The following is a 13,803-nucleotide window of genomic DNA, read 5'->3' as shown; positions in this document are numbered from 1 at the left end:
GCTCATGAGCAACAAAACCGCACCCCATGGAGCCGGCCCCGCAGAACCGGCCCTGTGGAGCCGCACTCCATAGGACCCCCCCCGGAAAACTTGAACCCAAGATGCGCATTACCTACGCTCTCCGCCATGCGGCTCCTCCGCTCCACAGACCTGGCCCTCCGCGTCCTCATGCGCCTCGCCGTGGCCGGTGACTCCACCCCGACGACGCGCGACGTCGCGGAAGCCATGGACGTGCCCTACACGCACGCCGCGAAGGTGGTCGCCGAGCTCCAGCACATGGGCCTGCTGACGGCCCGCCGCGGCCGGGGCGGCGGTCTGGGCCTCACGGAGGAGGGCCGTACCGCCTCGGTGGGCGCGGTGGTCCGGGCCTTCGAGGGCGAGGGGGACGTCGTCGACTGCGAGGGCACCGCCACCTCGTCCCCCTGCCCGCTGAACTCGGCCTGCAGGCTGCGCGGCGCCCTGCGCGGGGCCCAGGAGGCGTTCTTCGCCTCGCTGGACCCGGTCACGGTGGCGGACATCGTCTCGGCCCCCACCGGCCCCCTCCTGCTGGGCATCTCCCCGAGGCCGTGAGCCGCCCGTTCCGGATACCGGCCCGAGCGGGCAAGATGGGCCCCGGAGCGGTACACCTGTCGTGTGCGAGGCGTCCGGCCCGCGGCAAGCCGCCCGGCCGGGCCGCCTGACCGGACCGCCCGGTCAGGCCGTCCGGTCAAGGTCGGCAACGCGTATGAAACGCTGGTGTGGTGGGATGCTCGCAATGCCCGGCCGTCTCCCCGGGGTGTGGGAGCGGACAGGCGGCCTGACCGGCAAGGATGGGGAAGCGGAAGATGGACAAGCAGCAGGAGTTCGTGCTCCGGACGTTGGAGGAGCGCGACATCCGGTTCGTGCGCCTGTGGTTCACCGACGTGCTGGGCTTCCTCAAGTCCGTGGCCGTCGCCCCCGCCGAACTCGAACAGGCGTTCGATGAAGGGATCGGCTTCGACGGCTCCGCCATCGAGGGCTTCGCCCGGGTGTACGAGTCCGACATGATCGCCAAGCCGGACCCGTCGACGTTCCAGATCCTCCCCTGGCGCGCCGAGGCCCCCGGCACGGCCCGCATGTTCTGCGACATCCTCATGCCGGACGGCTCCCCGTCCTTCGCGGACCCGCGCTTCGTCCTCAAGCGCGCCCTCGCCCGCACCTCCGACCTGGGCTTCACCTTCTACACCCACCCGGAGATCGAGTTCTTCCTGCTGAAGGACAAGCCGCTGGACGGCAGCCGTCCGACCCCCGCGGACAACTCCGGCTACTTCGACCACACCCCGCAGAACGTCGGCATGGACTTCCGCCGTCAGGCGATCACCATGCTGGAGTCGATGGGCATCTCGGTGGAGTTCTCCCACCACGAGGGCGCCCCCGGCCAGCAGGAGATCGACCTCCGGTACGCGGACGCGCTCTCCACGGCGGACAACATCATGACGTTCCGCCTGGTCATGAAGCAGGTGGCCCTCGAACAGGGCGTCCAGGCGACCTTCATGCCGAAGCCCTTCTCCGAGTATCCCGGCTCCGGGATGCACACCCACCTCTCCCTCTTCGAGGGCGACCGGAACGCGTTCTACGAGTCCGGCGCGGAGTACCAGCTCTCCAAGGTCGGCCGCTCCTTCATCGCGGGCCTGCTGCGGCACGCGGCGGAGCTCTCGGCGGTCACCAACCAGTGGGTCAACTCCTACAAGCGCATCTGGGGCGGCACGGAGCGCACGGCCGGCGCCGGCGGCGAGGCCCCGTCGTACATCTGCTGGGGCCACAACAACCGCTCGGCGCTGGTCCGCGTGCCCATGTACAAGCCCGGCAAGACCGGCTCGGCGCGCGTGGAGGTCCGCTCCATCGACTCCGGCGCCAACCCGTACCTGACCTACGCCGTCCTGCTGGCCGCCGGTCTGAAGGGCATCGAGGAGGGCTACGAGCTCCCGCCGGGCGCCGAGGACGACGTGTGGGCCCTGTCCGACGCGGAGCGCCGCGCGCTGGGCATCGAGCCCCTGCCGCAGAACCTGGGCGAGGCCCTGACCCTGATGGAGCGCAGCGACCTGGTCGCCGAGACCCTCGGCGAGCACGTCTTCGACTTCTTCCTGCGCAACAAGCGCCAGGAGTGGGAGGAGTACCGCAGCGAGGTCACGGCCTTCGAGCTGCGCAAGAACCTGCCGGTGCTGTAGGCGCGGGTCGGAGCGGATCTCCCGCCGACCGAGCGAGAGGGGGCCGGCGGTTCCACCGCCGGCCCCCTCCGTCTGCGCCCCGGCGGTCAGCCCATGCTCTTCGCGCCGTCCAGGGACTCACGGATGATGTCGGCGTGGCCGGCGTGCTGAGCGGTCTCGGCGATGATGTGCATCAGCGTCCTGCGGGCCGACCACGTCGCGCCGGACTCGAACCACGGGGCCTTCGGCAGCGGCCACGCGGCCTCCAGGTCGGGCAGGGCGGCGACCAGGTCATCGGTCCGGCGGGCCACGTCGGCGTACTCGGCCAGCACACCGGCCAGCGTCTCGCCGGGCAGCATCCGGAACTCGTCGGCCCGCCGGGCCCAGTCGGCCTCGGTCATGGCGGTGAAGTCCCCCATCGACGAAGGGCCGTTCAGGATGAAGTCCACCCAGTTCCGCTCGACGGCGGTGACGTGCTTGATCAGGCCGCCCAGGCAGAGCTCGCTGCTCGTGGTCCGCAGCCCGGCCTGTTCGTCGGTGAGGTCACGGACGGTGAAGCGCAGGAAGTGCCGGTGCTTGGCGAGCGTCTCCAGCAGGTCGGCGCGCTCACCGGTGGGGGCCGGGGTTCCGGCCGGGGCGTGGGAGGCCGGCTCGTTGAGGGTCATGTCTTCGCCTTCCGGTGTTCTGTTCCGTCGGTCGAGGACCACGCTAGAAGCCATAGAGGTCAGATCCTGGCCTAGATCGGGAAGGGGCGGGAAGGGGGCCGCGGCGCGACGGTAAGCGGAAGATTGCCGTCCGTAACCGTGCGGAGTCTTGCCAGCCCCTCGGGCGTGGCCCTACTGTCGCGACAGATCAGAAGAAAGCGCTTTCTCATCGATGGGTCCGGCCCACCCCTGCCCCCTCATCGATCTCAATGTCATGCCCATGACATAGCTCGGACCGGCGCCGGCATCAGCCCCCTGAATCAGAGGACGAAAGGCGAGACGAGAATGAGACGATCAGTCGCCGTACGGCTCTCGGCCGTACTGGCCACGGGAGCCCTCGCGGCAGCGACCGGTGTGGCCCTGTCCACGTCCACGGCCTCCGCCGCCACCGGCGGTGTCACCGGCTACGCGACCCAGAACGGCGGGACCACCGGCGGCGCGGGCGGCCAGACGGTCCGCGCCACCACCGGCACCGCGATCCACCAGGCCCTGTGCAACCGGGCCAGCAGCTCGACCCCGATCACCATCCAGGTCGAGGGCACCATCAACCACGGCAACACCACCAAGGTGTCCGGCGACAGCTGCAGCACCGCCGCCGACAAGATCGAGCTCAAGCAGATCAGCAACGTCACGATCGTCGGGGTCGGCAACGGCGCCGTCTTCGACCAACTGGGCATCCACATCCGGGAGTCCAGCAACATCATCATCCAGAACGTGACGGTGCGGAACGTCAAGAAGTCCGGCTCGCCCACGTCGAACGGCGGCGACGCCATCGGCATGGAAAGCGATGTCCGCAACGTCTGGGTCGACCACACCACGCTGGAGGCGTCCGGCGGCGAGTCGGAGGGCTACGACGGCCTCTTCGACATGAAGGACAACACCCAGTACGTGACGCTGTCCTACAGCACCCTGCGCAACTCCGGCCGCGGCGGCCTGATCGGCTCCAGCGAGAGCGACACCTCGAACGGGTACGTCACGTTCCACCACAACCTGTACGAGAACATCGACTCCCGTACGCCCCTGCTGCGCGGCGGCATCTCCCACATCTACAACAACCACTACAGGAACCTGAACGAGTCCGGGATCAACTCCCGGGCCGGCGCCCGCGCCAAGGTGGACAACAACTACTTCGAGGACTCCAAGGACGTCCTCGGCACCTTCTACACCGACGCCGCCGGCTACTGGCAGGTCAGCGGCAACATCTTCGACAACGTGACCTGGTCCGAGCGGGAGGGCGACAACAACCCGGCCGGTCCGAACCCGACGTCGAACACCTCGGTCAGCGTCCCGTACGCGTACACCCTCGACGCGGCCACCTGCGTACCGGGCGTGGTGAGCCAGACGGCGGGCGCCAACAAGGGCCTGAAGGTCTCCGACGGCAGCTGCACCCCGCAGAGCCCGGACCCGACCGACCCCGACCCGACGGACCCGGACCCGACGGACCCGGACCCCACTGACCCGCCCGCCGGCACCAACCTCAGCATCGGCGCGGGTGCCGACGGCTCCTCCAAGGCCTCCGGGACGAGCTACGGCAACGTCGTCGACGGCAGCACGAGCACGTACTGGTCGCCGTCCGGCTCGACCGGCTCCGTCTCGGTCAAGTGGGGCTCGGCCACCACCGTCTCCAAGATCAACATCAGGCAGGCGTCGGGCTCGGGCACCATCGGCTCCTACCGCGTCCTCAACCACGACACGGGCGCGGTCCTGGCCTCCGGCAGCGGAGCGGGCGTCATCGGCTTCTCCGCGACCTCCCTGAAGAAGATCACCTTCGAGATCACCAGCGCCTCGGGCACCCCGAGGATCGCCGAATTCGAGACGTACGCGAGCTGACACATGCCGGGGGCCGTCCTCGCGGCGGCCCCCGGGCCCCGGTCGGCGTGACGCGTCACGAAGCGGGTCCACGTTGCCGCCCTGAGGGCGGGACGGGGCGAACGGGCTTCGGAACACGCCGACCGGTGACATCTCCCGGCGTCCGATGTCAGTGGCGTGCCCTACATTGCGGTTGACCGAGCGAGCGGGAACGAGGAGGAGCCATGGCCGGGATCACGATAGAGATCGCACCCCCGGACGATCCCCACTGGGACAAGGCCTGGCCGGTCGCCCTGGCGACGGGGGAGTACCTGTCGAAGGTGCTGGGGGTGCCGGTGACCGTGAGCGACAACTGCGGGAGCGCACACGACTTCCAGCCGGAGAGCGGCTGACGGACCGGACGGCCGGAGCCCTGCCTCCGTACCCGTGCGGGCGCCGGAGGCAGGGCCGCGGCGTCGCTCACGCCGGTCCGGAGCGGCGGCCGGCCTCGTCCTTGAGGCCGCGGCCGGATTCCTTGGCCTGGTCGGTGACCTGGCCGGCCTGGTCGCGGGCCTCGTCCTGGGTGGTGCGGGCCGCCTGTTGCGCGGTGTCCTTCACCTCCGCGGCCGCGCTCTGCGTGACCTCCTTGGCGTCTTCCCGCAGGTGCTGCGCGGACTCGCCGGCGGCCTGCTTCACCGGCTCCAGCACCTCGGCGCCGCGTTCCATCAGCTCGGACGCCTTTTGCTGCTCCTTCTCGGAGGCGGGCACCATCGAGGCGGCCAGCAGGCCGACGCCGAAGGCGACCAGGCCGGCGGCCAGCGGGTTGCCCTGCGTCTGGCGGCGGGCCATCTCGGGTGTCTGCTGGACGGCCTGGCCCGCCTGCTCCGCGACCTCGCGCGCCGAGTCGGCCGCCCGCCCGGTGCCCTCCTGCACCGAGCCCGCGGCCGACTGCACCGAGCCGGCCGCCGAGCCCGCGGCCGACTGCACCGAGCCGGCCGCCGACCGGGCGGTGCCGGCCACACCGTGCGCCGTGTACGAGGCGGTGCCCATGACGCGGTCGCGGACGCCCGACATCGTGCGGCGCATCCTCGCCCTGCGGCGGCGGGCCATACGGCGTGGGCTGGCCCGGTCGGCGAGCCGCTCCACGTCCGCGGAGAGCTGGTTGCGGGTGGCCGCGATCTCGGCCCTCATTTGGTCGGGTGACGTGCCCATTCCGCGTCCTCCTTCAGGGTCTGGACGGTGTGTTCGGGCTTCGGCGAGACGGTGCGCATCCTCGCGCGGCCCTTCTGGTACAGCACGGCCGCGGCGACGGCCCACAGCGCGGCGACGATCAGCGCGGCCCAGCCGTCGTCCATCACGTCGGCCAGGCCGAACATGGCCGCCAGCGACAGGAACAGCAGGACCATGTAACCGGCGAAGCCGGCACCGCCGTACATCCCGGCCGCCTTGCCCGCCTTGGTGCCCTCCTCCTTGATCTCGGCCTTGGCCAGTTCCACCTCCTGGCGGAAGAGGACCTGGAGGTCGGAGGTCACCCGGGACAGCAGCTCGCCCGCGGACCGCTCCCCTGCGTACGGCTCGGCAGAGCGGGCCCGGGACAGCGGTGACATCGTGGCCATCTCACGCCTCCGGGAACGGGCGGCCCGGCGTGCCGAGGCTCGGCGGCGTGGACGGCGCGGGCGGCGCGGTCCCCGGCGGGGGAGCGGCCGGCAGGGCCTCGGGAGCCGGGGCCGCGGTGACCCTCCGCTGCCCGTCCCCGTCCCCGTCCCCGCCGGCCCGGGACGCCGTCTGCGTCACCTTCGCCAGGCGGCCGACGGCCAGTCCGGCCAGCAGCGCGCCGCCGAGGAAGGCGCCGGGGCGGCGCCGGGCGAAGCCCTGGAGGTCGGCGGTGATGCCTTCGACCCCCTGCCGCTCCAGGTAGCCGGCCAGCCGCATTCCCTTGTCGCCCGCGCGGGCCGCCAGACTGCGGGCGGGCGAGTCGTGTTCGGCGTGCGCGGCCAGGCTCGAGAAGTCGTTCGCCCACTGCCGCAGCGTGCCGGCCGCCCGCCTGGTCTGCCCGTCCGCCTCGTCGATCGCGCGGCCGCGCAGGTCCTCGATGACCGTGCCCGCCTGCTGCCGCGCCTCGCCCACGACGGTCCGGGCCTGTTCCGCCGCGGTCCCCGCCACCTGGCCGGCGGCCTGCCTGGCCTGGCCGGCCGTCGCGGAGGCCTCTGCCCTGACCTTGTCTCCGGTGCTCCCGGATCCGGTTCGTACGGACTCACTCATCGGCGACTTCCCCTCATCGGATGTGTGCGTACGGCCCGTGCCCGGTGACCCGGTGTGGGCCGGAACTCGCGTTCCGGACCGCACACGTGGCCGTCCGTCCCGGCCCGAGTGGCCATTTGCGACGGTTTGACACGCTATGAGGGAAACCTGTGCCGCGCCGTGTCGTGTCATGCAGTGGGGCGAGTGTGACGGAGCGGTTCGCCGCCGGCTCCCACCGCGCCTGCTCGATGAGCGAGCCGTACCGTGCGGGCACGGCTCCGAGGCGCACCGTCGTCGGCGCAGACGACGGTGGCCGAGGGGCGTGCGGGGACGCTACAGATCGTCGGGCAGGAGCCGGAACGCCTTGTGCCCGGTCAGCGGACGGATCATGCGGAAGTGCAGGTCCGAGGTGAACATGGCGTTGGTGTGGTAGGCCGCGGCCAGGGCGACGTTCATCGCGTCCGTGAGCCCGACGCCCTTGCCTCCGTCCGCGTCCTTGTACCCCTCCGCAACGGCGATGGCGGAACTGAGGTGGGCGCTCAGGGGCGGTACTTCGAACCGGCGGTTGGCCACGTTGCGTTCCACGAACCGGGCGGCCACGACAGCCTTCCCGGCCCCGGCCCTGGTGGCGATGAGGTAGTCCAGTTCGGCCAGGACCATGGGCGAGATGACGAGGTGACTGATGGAGGCCAGGGCGTTCCTGTGTGCCTGGTGGCCGGACAGCCTGGGGTCCAGCAAGCGGTACAGCGCGTTGGTGTCGGCGATGGCGATGACGCTCAAGTTCCCATCCCCCTGAGCGTTTCCTCGATCTCGTCGTCGTCGAGGTCGGGCAGTCCCAGGTCGGGAAGGTCGAGATCTCCCATGGGGTCTGTGGGATAGGCGGGGACGTCTTCCTCTGCGATCGGTATCACGCGGGCGACGGCGACGCCGTTCTTGGTGACCGTGACAGTCTCTCCGCGTGCGGCCGCCGCGAGGATCTGGGAAGACCTCTGATTGAATTCGCGGGCAGTAGTCTCCATGTAGTACATGTTACTACATGGGTGTTCTATGCCCCGCCGGATCCCCCCAGCACCTTGTGCAGCGGCTCCGTCGCCCGCCGCCGGTACTCCTGGACCGACCAGCCGTTGCCGTCCGGGTCCGTGAAGTACATGAAGGTCGCGCCGTCCGCGTCGGCGTACCGGACCGGTTCGGAGACGTCCAGGCCCCGGGCGGTCAGTTCCGCGTGGGCCGCCCCGATGTCGGCGACGCAGAGCTGGAGCCCCCGGTAGGAGCCGGGGGCCGGGGTGGATCCCGGGGTCATCTCCCAGATGCTGTCGCCCAGCGCGATCGAGCAGCCGGAGCCGGGCGGGGTGAGCTGGACGATGCGCATGCCCGGCATGACCTCCTGGTCGATGTCGACGTGGAAGCCGACCTTGTCCCGGTAGAAGTCCCTGGCGCGGTCGATGTCGCTCACCGGGAGCGGGATCACTTCGAGGGTCATGTCCATGGAACAGCGACTCCTTCGTCGGCGTATCGGCTGCGCGTCGCCCGGACCGTCACCCGGTCCGGCGGGACGGCTGCCCCCCCACCGAATCCGAAAACCGTCCGCCGCGCCACCGAAACACCGATACCGGCACGTCCCACCGTGCCCCGGGCCAGGACCCCGTACTCCGGATAGGCTCATGGCCGTACGACCCTGATCCGGGGCATGTGCGGCAGGCACAGCCACGAGGCACGAGGGAGGCCGGGGATGACGTCGGCGCCGGGGCGCAGGAGCAGTACCTTCACGCGACTGCTGCGGCACGGCTTCACCGATCCGTCCGCCGCCGAGCGGCTGCTCGACAGCGCCGGACTCACGCTGGTGCGCAACGACCCCGTGCTGCTGGACGCCCTCGGCGCCACCGCCGACCCCGACCTCGCGCTGCGGGGCCTGGTACGGCTGCTGGAGGCGCAGGACGGGCCCACCGCCCGTCAGGAACTGCTGGACACGCTGATAGCCGCCAAGCCGCTGCGGGACCGGCTGCTCGGCGTGCTCGGCGCGTCCGAGGCGCTCGCCGACCACCTGGCCCGGCACCCCAGCGACTGGCAGGCCCTGGTCACCTACGAGCCGCGCGACCTGCACCCGGGTGTCGAGGAGTTCGAGCGGGGCCTCGCCGGGGCCGGCGACCCGGTCTCGCTGCGCGTCGCCTACCGGCGCTGCCTGCTGTCCATCGCCGCCCGTGACGTCTGCGGCACCATCGAGGTCGCCCAGACCGCCGCCGAGCTCGCCGACCTCGCCACCGCCACCCTGCGCGCCGCCCTCACTCTCGCCCGGGACGCCGCGCCCGAGGACGCCGCGCTGTGCCGGCTCGCGGTGATCGCGCTGGGCAAGTGCGGGGGACACGAGCTGAACTACGTCTCCGACGTCGACGTCGTCTTCGTCGGCGAGGCGGTGGACGGCGCCGACGAGGACAAGGCGCTGCGCGCCGCGACCCGGCTCGCCGCGCACCTGATGCGGATCTGCTCCGAGACCACCGTCGAGGGCTCCATCTGGCCCGTCGACGCCAACCTCCGCCCCGAGGGCCGCAACGGGCCGCTGGTGCGCACCCTCGCCTCCCACCTCGCCTACTACCAGCGCTGGGCCAAGACCTGGGAGTTCCAGGCACTGCTCAAGGCCCGCCCGGTCGCCGGCGACCCCGCGCTCGGCGAGGAGTACGTCGCCGCGCTCCAGCCGCTGGTGTGGCAGGCCGCCGAGCGGGAGAACTTCGTCGCCGACGTGCAGAAGATGCGCCGCCGGGTGGTGGAGAACATCCCCGCCGCCGAGGTCGACCGCCAGCTCAAGCTGGGCCCGGGAGGCCTCAGGGACGTCGAGTTCGCGGTGCAGCTGCTCCAGCTGGTGCACGGCCGCGCCGACGCCTCGCTGCGCAGCGGCACCACCCTCGACGCGCTGAAGGCCCTCGCCGCTGGCGGCTACGTCGGCCGCGCGGACGCCGCCCAGCTCGACGACGCCTACCGCTTCCTGCGCTCCATGGAGCACCGCATCCAGCTCCACCGGCTGCGCCGCACCCACCTCGTCCCCGAGGACGAGGCCGACCTGCGCCGCCTGGGCCGCTCCCTGGACCTGCGCACCGACCCGGTCGCCACCCTGCTCAGGGAGTGGAAGCGGCACGCCTCCGTCGTACGGCGGCTGCACGAGAAGCTGTTCTACCGGCCGCTGCTGGACGCCGTCGCCGCGCTCGCCCCCGGCGAGGCCCGGCTCAGCGCCGAGGCCGCGCGGGAGCGGCTGATCGCGCTCGGGTACGCCGATCCGGCCGCCGCGCTGCGCCACCTGGAGGCGCTGGCGTCCGGTGTCACCCGCAAGGCCGCCATCCAGCGCACCCTGCTGCCGGTGCTGCTCGGCTGGTTCGCGGACTCCGCCGACCCGGACGCCGGTCTGCTCACCTTCCGCAAGGTCTCCGACGCGCTCGGCAAGACGCCCTGGTACCTGCGGCTGCTGCGCGACGAGGGCGCCGCCGCCGAGAACCTGGCCCGCGTGCTGTCCGCCGGCCGGCTCGCCCCCGACCTGCTGATGCGCGCCCCCGAGGCGGTGGCGCTGCTCGGCGACGGGGGCGGCGGGCTCCAACCGCGGCCCCGCGCCCACCTGGAGCAGGAGATCCTCGCCGCCGTCCGCCGCGCCGACAACGCCGTCCAGGGCGTCACGGCCGCCCGCGGGGTGCGCCGCCGCGAACTGTTCCGCACGTCCGCCGCCGACATCGTCGGCTCCTACGGCACCGAGTCCCAGCCCGCCGAGGCCGACCAGGGCGCCCTGGTGGACCTGGTGGGCGACGCGGTCTCCGACCTGACGGCCGCCACCCTCGCCGGCACGCTCCGCGCGGTGGTCCGCGAGGGCTGGGGGGACACCCTCCCCACCCGGTTCGCGATCATCGGCATGGGCCGCTTCGGCGGGCACGAGCTGGGCTACGGCTCCGACGCGGACGTCCTGTTCGTACACGAACCGCGCGACGGCGTGGACGAGCGGGAGGCCGCCGAGGCGGCCAACAAGGTGGTCGCCGAGATGCGCCGCCTGCTGCAGCTGCCGAGCGCCGACCCGCCGCTGATCGTCGACGCCGACCTGCGCCCGGAGGGCAAGTCAGGGCCGCTGGTGCGTACGCTCAAGTCGTACGAGGCGTACTACCGCCGCTGGTCGCTGGTGTGGGAGCGGCACGCGCTGCTGCGCGCCGAACCCGTCGCCGGGGACGAGGACCTGGGCCGCCGCTTCACCGAGCTGATCGACCCGCTGCGCTACCCGGCCGCCGGGCTCGGCGAGGAGGCCGTCCGGGAGATCCGGCGGCTGAAGGCCCGTATGGAGTCCGAGCGGCTGCCGCGCGGCGCCGACCCCAAGCTGCACGCCAAGCTCGGTCCGGGCGGACTGTCCGACGTGGAGTGGACCGTGCAGCTCCTCCAGCTGCGGCACGGTGCCCGGGAGCCGGGCCTGCGCACCACCCGCACACGGCAGGCGCTGGCCGCCGCCCGCACGGCCGGGCTGATCTCCGAGGACGACGCCGCCGTCCTCGACGAGGCCTGGGTGCTCGCCACCCGTGTGCGCAACGCGGTGATGCTGGTCCGGGGCCGGGCCGGGGACACCTTCCCCACCGTGCCCCGCGAACTGGGCGCCGTCGGGCGCTACCTGGGCTACGGCCCCGGTCACGCCGGCGACATGCTCGACGCGTACCGGCGTACGGCACGGCGGGCACGGAGCGTGGTGGAGGAGCTGTTCTACGGAGGGCTGTGACCCCCGGCGGGGCCCGGCCCTCCTGAGGAGGCGCCGCCCTAGCCCTGCTTCGGCACCGGGATACGCTCCGGTTCCCGTCTCCGCTGTTCGGGCACCCGCCTCGGCAGGGTGTACGGCCGGCGTCCGTACCAGAGCAGTGCGACGCCGTACCCGAAGGACAGGCAGAGGACGCCGCCCACCGCGTCCAGCCAGAAGTGGTTGGCGGTGGCGACGATGACCACCAGCGTGGCCACCGGGTATATCAGACCCAGCACCCGCACCCAGGGGACGGTGGCCAGCGCGAAGATCGTCAGCCCGCACCACACCGACCAGCCGATGTGCATCGACGGCATCGCGGCGTACTGGTTCGACATGTTCTTCAGGTCGCCGGAGGCCATCGACCCCCACGTCTGGTGGACCAGGACGGTGTCGATGAAGTCCTGGCCGTTCATCAGCCGGGGCGGGGCGAGCGGATACAGGTAGTAGCCGACGAGGGCGATGCCGGTGGTGGTGAAGAGGACCAGGCGGGCCGCCGCGTACCGGCCGGGATGACCGCGGTAGAGCCACACCAGGACGCCCAGCGTCACCACGAAGTGCAGGGTGGCGTAGTAGTAGTTCATGCCGACGACGAGCCAGGTCACCGAGTTCACGGCGTGGTTGACGGACTCCTCGACGGCGAGGCCCAGTTGCTGTTCCAGGCGCCAGATCCCGTCGGCGTTGCGCAGCGCCTCGGCCCGCTGTTCCGGCACGGCGTTGCGGATCAGCGAGTACGTCCAGTAACTTACCGCGATCAGCAGGATCTCGAACCACAGCCGGGGCCGGCGGGGCGAGCGCAGACGGCGCAGACGGCCCGGCCCCGTCTTCTCCGCGACAGGGTGCGCTGCGGCCTCTTCCCGGCCTTCCAGCGTCGTCACCGTCGTGTCACCCATGGGCCAGAGTCTGCCAGAAAAGACCCTCCCACCAGATCATCCCCCGGTCGGGCCCGACCCGCACGTTCTCCCCAGGGGCAGGCCCGCCCCTTCCTCCTGTGGCAGTGCGCCGGGGGCCCTCCTCTCCACCCTAGGGACGATGGCGGTCCCCAGGGGCCGAAGCGGTCGAACCGCGCACCACCAGTTCCGGCATGAACACGAACTCGCTGTGCGGCGCGGGCGTTCCGCCGATCTCCTCCAGTAGCGTGCGCACCGCGGCCTGGCCCATCGCCGGGACCGGCTTGCGGACCGTGGTCAGCGGCGGGTCGGTGAAGGCGATCAGCGGGGAGTCGTCGAAGCCGACCACCGAGATGTCCTTCGGCACGTCCAGACCGCGCTGCCGGGCCGCCCGTATCGCGCCCAGCGCCATCATGTCGCTCGCGCACACCACCGCCGTGCAGGCGCGGTCCATCAGCGCGGTGGCGGCGGCCTGGCCGCCCTCCAGCGTGTACAGCGAGTGCTGGACCAGCTCGGTCTCGACCGTCTCGGCGCTCAGCCCGAGCTGCTCCTGCACGGCGCGCACGAAGCCCTCGATCTTGCGCTGCACCGGCACGAACCGCTTCGGCCCGAGCGCCAGCCCGATCCGGGTGTGGCCGAGGGAGACCAGGTGGGTGACGGCGAGCGCCATCGCGGCCCGGTCGTCGGGGGAGATGAACGGCGCCTGCACCTTCGGCGAGAAACCGTCCACGAGCACGAACGGCACGCCCTGCGCCCGCAGCCGCTCGTAGCGCTGGGTGTCGGCGGTGGTGTCCGCGTGCAGTCCGGAGACGTAGATGATGCCGGCCACCCCGCGGTCCACGAGCATCTCGGTGAGCTCGTCCTCCGTCGACCCGCCCGGGGTCTGGGTGGCGAGCACCGGCGTGTAGCCCTGCCGGGTCAGCGCCTGCCCGATGACCTGGGCCAGCGCCGGGAAGATCGGGTTCTCCAGCTCCGGGGTGATCAGCCCGACCAGGCCCTCGCTGCGCTGCCGCAGCCGCACCGGACGCTCGTAGCCGAGGACGTCGAGGGCGGCGAGCACGGACTGGCGGGTGGTGGCGGCGACGCCCGGCTTGCCATTGAGGACGCGGCTGACGGTCGCCTCGCTCACCCCCGCCTGAGCAGCGATGTCGGCAAGGCGTGTGGTCACAGGACTGGACTGTAGCTGCCGGTTCTCCCCTTGCACACCGATCGGACGCCTGGTGCGCGCCGTCGAACGGCCCGCTGCGGGCTGCTGGGTCATCGCGGTCCCT

General features: G+C 71.9%; 14 protein-coding genes. 5 read left to right on the top strand and 9 right to left on the bottom strand.

Annotation, left to right across the window (positions count from 1 at the left end; genetic code table 11):
* The first annotated feature begins 126 nt into the window (after positions 1-126).
* Together IH50_RS0109295 and IH50_RS0109290 are read left to right on the top strand one after the other, a co-directional pair.
* Positions 127-570, top strand: a complete 444-nt coding sequence (locus IH50_RS0109295; protein ID WP_030859260.1) for an RrF2 family transcriptional regulator — start codon at positions 127-129, stop codon at positions 568-570.
* A gap of 254 nt (positions 571-824) precedes the next feature.
* Positions 825-2,186 carry a glutamine synthetase family protein gene (locus IH50_RS0109290; protein ID WP_030859258.1) on the top strand — a complete coding sequence of 454 codons (1,362 nt, stop codon included), beginning with the start codon at positions 825-827 and terminating at the stop codon, positions 2,184-2,186.
* An 86-nt stretch (positions 2,187-2,272) separates the two neighbouring features.
* Here IH50_RS0109290 and IH50_RS0109285 read toward each other — a convergent pair whose 3' ends face one another.
* Positions 2,273-2,830: a DinB family protein gene (locus IH50_RS0109285; protein WP_030859256.1), complete on the bottom strand. Its 558-nt coding sequence runs from the start codon at positions 2,828-2,830 to the stop codon at positions 2,273-2,275.
* A gap of 324 nt (positions 2,831-3,154) precedes the next feature.
* On the opposite strand from IH50_RS0109285, the gene IH50_RS0109280 reads away from it, so the two are divergent.
* Positions 3,155-4,699, top strand: coding sequence for a pectate lyase family protein (locus IH50_RS0109280; protein ID WP_030859254.1), 1,545 nt, complete (start codon positions 3,155-3,157; stop codon positions 4,697-4,699).
* A 203-nt stretch (positions 4,700-4,902) separates the two neighbouring features.
* Positions 4,903-5,070, top strand: coding sequence for a hypothetical protein (locus IH50_RS41585; protein WP_158801176.1), 168 nt, complete (start codon positions 4,903-4,905; stop codon positions 5,068-5,070).
* 67 nt (positions 5,071-5,137) lie between these two features.
* Here the strand turns inward: IH50_RS41585 and IH50_RS0109270 are convergent, their stop codons facing one another.
* The 6 genes from IH50_RS0109270 to IH50_RS0109245 all read right to left on the bottom strand — a co-directional run bounded on the left by IH50_RS0109270 (position 5,138) and on the right by IH50_RS0109245 (position 8,384).
* Positions 5,138-5,869, bottom strand: coding sequence for a DUF3618 domain-containing protein (locus IH50_RS0109270; protein WP_030859252.1), 732 nt, complete (start codon positions 5,867-5,869; stop codon positions 5,138-5,140).
* Entirely contained in the window at positions 5,845-6,273 is a 429-nt protein-coding gene (locus IH50_RS0109265; RefSeq protein WP_030859250.1) for a phage holin family protein, read from the bottom strand. Before IH50_RS0109265 ends, IH50_RS0109270 begins: the two co-directional genes overlap by 25 nt.
* 1 nt (position 6,274) lies before the next feature.
* Entirely contained in the window at positions 6,275-6,919 is a 645-nt protein-coding gene (locus IH50_RS38685) for a hypothetical protein (RefSeq protein ID WP_051767224.1), read from the bottom strand.
* A gap of 312 nt (positions 6,920-7,231) precedes the next feature.
* Complete coding sequence (locus tag IH50_RS0109255) at positions 7,232-7,678, bottom strand: PIN domain-containing protein (RefSeq protein WP_030859246.1); 447 nt, start codon at positions 7,676-7,678, stop codon at positions 7,232-7,234.
* Positions 7,675-7,917, bottom strand: a complete 243-nt coding sequence (locus tag IH50_RS0109250; protein WP_030859243.1) for a type II toxin-antitoxin system Phd/YefM family antitoxin — start codon at positions 7,915-7,917, stop codon at positions 7,675-7,677. Before IH50_RS0109250 ends, IH50_RS0109255 begins: the two co-directional genes overlap by 4 nt.
* Before the next feature lie 26 nt (positions 7,918-7,943).
* The gene (locus IH50_RS0109245; RefSeq protein WP_030859241.1) at positions 7,944-8,384 is read right to left on the bottom strand and encodes a VOC family protein; all 441 of its coding nucleotides are present in this window, start codon (positions 8,382-8,384) and stop codon (positions 7,944-7,946) included.
* Positions 8,385-8,627: 243 nt separating this feature from the next.
* Here IH50_RS0109245 and IH50_RS0109240 point away from each other — a divergent pair, with 243 nt between their 5' ends.
* On the top strand, positions 8,628-11,627 hold the full coding sequence (locus IH50_RS0109240; RefSeq protein ID WP_030859238.1) for a bifunctional [glutamine synthetase] adenylyltransferase/[glutamine synthetase]-adenylyl-L-tyrosine phosphorylase: 3,000 nt from the start codon (positions 8,628-8,630) through the stop codon (positions 11,625-11,627).
* A 38-nt stretch (positions 11,628-11,665) separates the two neighbouring features.
* Here the strand turns inward: IH50_RS0109240 and IH50_RS0109235 are convergent, their stop codons facing one another.
* Both IH50_RS0109235 and IH50_RS0109230 read right to left on the bottom strand, forming a co-directional pair.
* A complete protein-coding gene (locus IH50_RS0109235; RefSeq protein ID WP_030859237.1) occupies positions 11,666-12,535 on the bottom strand; it encodes a phosphatase PAP2 family protein in 870 nt (289 codons plus the stop codon).
* Positions 12,536-12,665: 130 nt separating this feature from the next.
* The gene (locus IH50_RS0109230; protein WP_030859236.1) at positions 12,666-13,700 is read right to left on the bottom strand and encodes a LacI family DNA-binding transcriptional regulator; all 1,035 of its coding nucleotides are present in this window, start codon (positions 13,698-13,700) and stop codon (positions 12,666-12,668) included.
* Positions 13,701-13,803 lie beyond the last annotated feature (103 nt).

It is taken from the genome of Streptomyces sp. NRRL S-37 (assembly GCF_000721605.1).
In the GTDB taxonomy this organism is placed as follows: Bacteria; Actinomycetota; Actinomycetes; order Streptomycetales; family Streptomycetaceae; genus Streptomyces.
Note: the sequence above shows the minus strand (reverse complement) of the source record. Positions and strands in the feature narration are given on the sequence as shown.